This is a genomic window from Nonomuraea sp. NPDC049784 (assembly GCF_040659615.1).
Taxonomy (GTDB): Bacteria; Actinomycetota; Actinomycetes; order Streptosporangiales; family Streptosporangiaceae; genus Nonomuraea.
Window position 1 is genome coordinate 1 of the sequence record NZ_JBFAMX010000980.1, and the last position, 2,564, is coordinate 2,564.

The 2,564-nt window shown below is 71.8% G+C and carries 3 protein-coding genes and 1 pseudogene; all 4 read right to left on the bottom strand.

Annotated features, from left to right (window positions below; translation table 11 throughout):
- Positions 1 to 304, bottom strand: a pseudogene (locus AB0J09_RS62030) (GNAT family N-acetyltransferase); the annotation flags it as partial.
- A 1-nt stretch (position 305) separates the two neighbouring features.
- The gene (uppS, locus tag AB0J09_RS62035; protein ID WP_360713509.1) at positions 306 to 1,082 is read right to left on the bottom strand and encodes a polyprenyl diphosphate synthase; all 777 of its coding nucleotides are present in this window, start codon (positions 1,080 to 1,082) and stop codon (positions 306 to 308) included.
- Positions 1,069 to 2,013, bottom strand: coding sequence for an RNA polymerase sigma factor SigJ (sigJ, locus tag AB0J09_RS62040; RefSeq protein ID WP_360713511.1), 945 nt, complete (start codon positions 2,011 to 2,013; stop codon positions 1,069 to 1,071). Before sigJ ends, uppS begins: the two co-directional genes overlap by 14 nt.
- Before the next feature lie 96 nt (positions 2,014 to 2,109).
- Positions 2,110 to 2,564: small ribosomal subunit Rsm22 family protein (locus AB0J09_RS62045; protein ID WP_360713512.1), on the bottom strand; the 455-nt coding region annotated here is incomplete at its 5' end.

Sequence of the window (2,564 nt, forward strand, 5' to 3'; positions counted from 1 at the left end):
CCACCATGAGCGTCTCGGTGGGTTCGGGGGTGAAACCGGCTGCCAGGAGGCGCCGGTCCAGGTCGGCGGGCAGGTCGTGCCCGTACAGCTTCCACTCGAACGCCCGCCCCAGACCCCCGAAGTGCCGCACCTGCTCGGAGATGGCCGCGTCCGCGCTCCGCTCGTCGAGGTCGGACCAGAGCACGCCGTTCCAGCCATGCTCGGGTCCCACCTGCCGCACCACGTGCCCGGCCCGCTCGATCCTGGCGTCCGGCCCGTCGGGGCGGGCCTCCCGCCGCATCTGCCGGTCGAAAAGCTCCAGCACCTCAGCCTCCGAACCGTCGCTGGCGGGCGGCGAAGCTGCGCAGCGCGCGCAGGAAGTCGATCTCGCGGAACGCCGGCCAGTACGCCTCGCAGAAGTACAGCTCGGAGTAGGCGGACTGCCAGAGCAGGAAGTTGGACAGACGCTGCTCGCCGCTGGTGCGGATGACCAGGTCGGGGTCGGGCTGCCCGGCCGTGTACAGGTGGGGCGCGATGTCGTCCACGCTCAGGGTCGAGGCCAGCTCAACCATGGACTGCCCGGCCTCGGCCCGCTCGTACAGCAGCTCGCGCAGGGCGTCGATGACCTCCTGGCGGCCGCCGTACCCGATGGCCAGCGTGAGGTGGAAGCCGGTGGCGCACGTGCGGGTCGCCTCGACGGCGCTCTTGAGCACGCGGGCGGTGGTGTCGGGCAGCATGTCGAGCATGCCCGCGACGTGGACGCGCCAGCGGGCGTCGGGCCGGTCGAACCGGTCGGTGACCATCTGCTCGATCACCCGCAGCAGGTAGGCGACCTCCTCGTCGCCGCGGCGCTCGAGGTTCTCCGTCGAGCACAGGAACACGGTCACGTGCTGGATGCCCAGGCCCTCGCACCACGACAGCACGTGCTCGATGTGCTCGGCGCCGTACTTGTGGCCGATGCTCGGGCTGGGCAGGCCCTGCTGCCTGGCCCAGCGCCGGTTGCCGTCCATGATCAGGCCGACGTGGCGGGGCAGCGGCCCGGCCGTGGCCTGGCGGCGCAGGCGCCTGGCGTAGAGGGAATGAAGGAGGTCAGTCGTCCACATCCTCCAAGGATGGCGCACCCGAGGGACCGGAAGCCGCCCCTTCCCGCTGCGCCGGGCCGAGGTTGGTGAGCTTGTCGGGGTTGGTGACGGTGTAGATGCCGCTCACCTGCTCGCCGTCCGGGGTGAGGTCCAGCACCATCATGCCGAACGGCGCGTCGCCGTCGAACAGCACGGCCGACGGGTCGCCGTTCACCTCGCGGTAGTGGATGTCCAGCCCGGCCGGCACGCGGTCGAAGCCCGAGGTGAGCAGCCTGGCCACCTTGTCGCGGCCGTGGATGGGGCGCAGGCCCGGCTGAGGCGCCTTTCCGCCGCCGTCCGACCAGAGGGTCACGTCGGGGGCCAGCAGCCGCAGCAGGCCCTCCAGGTCGCCGCCGAACACGGCCGCCAGGAACTTCTCGGTCGCCCTGCGCCGCAGCCTCGGGTCCACCTCATAGCGGGGGCGGCGGGCGTGGACGTGCTCGCGGGCGCGGTGGGCCAGCTGGCGCACGGAGGCCGGGTTGCGGTCGAGGATCTCGGCGATCTCGGTGTGCGCGTAGCCGAAGACCTCGTGCAGCAGGAACACCACGCGTTCCATCGGGTTGAGCGACTGGAGCACCACGAGCAGCGCCATCGACACCGACTCGGCGCGCATCGCCTTGTCGGAGGCGTCCTCCTGGTCGTCGGTGGTGATGGGCTCGGGCAGCCACGGTCCGACGTACTGCTCGCGGCGGCGGCTGATGCTCTCCTGGCGGGCCAGCGCCCGGTTGATCGCGATGCGTACGAGGTAGGCGCGCGGGTTGGCGATCTCCTCGCCCGACTCGCTGCGCGGAGCCCAGGCCAGCCACGTCTCCTGCAGCACGTCCTCGGTGTCGGCCACGCTGCCCAGCATGTTGTAGACGATGGAGAACAGCAGCTCGCGGTGGTCGATGAAGACCTGGGTGGCCTCTGGCATCGCGGTGTTCCTCCCGGGGCGGTCGCGGCTGTCACCTGGTGAGAGCCGCCGCACCCCCACAAGTGTGACGACTCTGACGCGAATGTGACGGGCGTCTCATTCCGTACGCGGCCAGGGGTCGCCCCAGTCGGCATCCCGGGCGGCGCGGTAGAGGTCGCCCTGCCGCTTGGACACGATCACGTCCCTGACCCCGTCCTCGCCGGCGCACAGGCGCAGGGACACCACGCCCTTGCGCTTGACCGGGTGGCGCAGGATCCGGGCGGCGGCCCGCTCCGCCGGGGCCGTCGTGGCGGCCACGTACGAGAACTTCTCGTCCTCGAAGCTGAGCGTGCCCGCCTTGATGCGCCGGTGCAGGGAGCCCCTGGGGAGCCTGACGGAGAAGTGGCACCAGTCGCGTCCCGGCACGATCGGGCAGCGGCCGTCGTGAGGGCAGGGAGCGACGATGGTCAGGCCGCGGGCGGCCAGGACCTCCCTGGCCTCGGCGACGGTGGCGTAGCCCGCAGGGGTGCCGGGCTCGACGATGATCACCATGGCCGCGTCCGCGGCCAGCC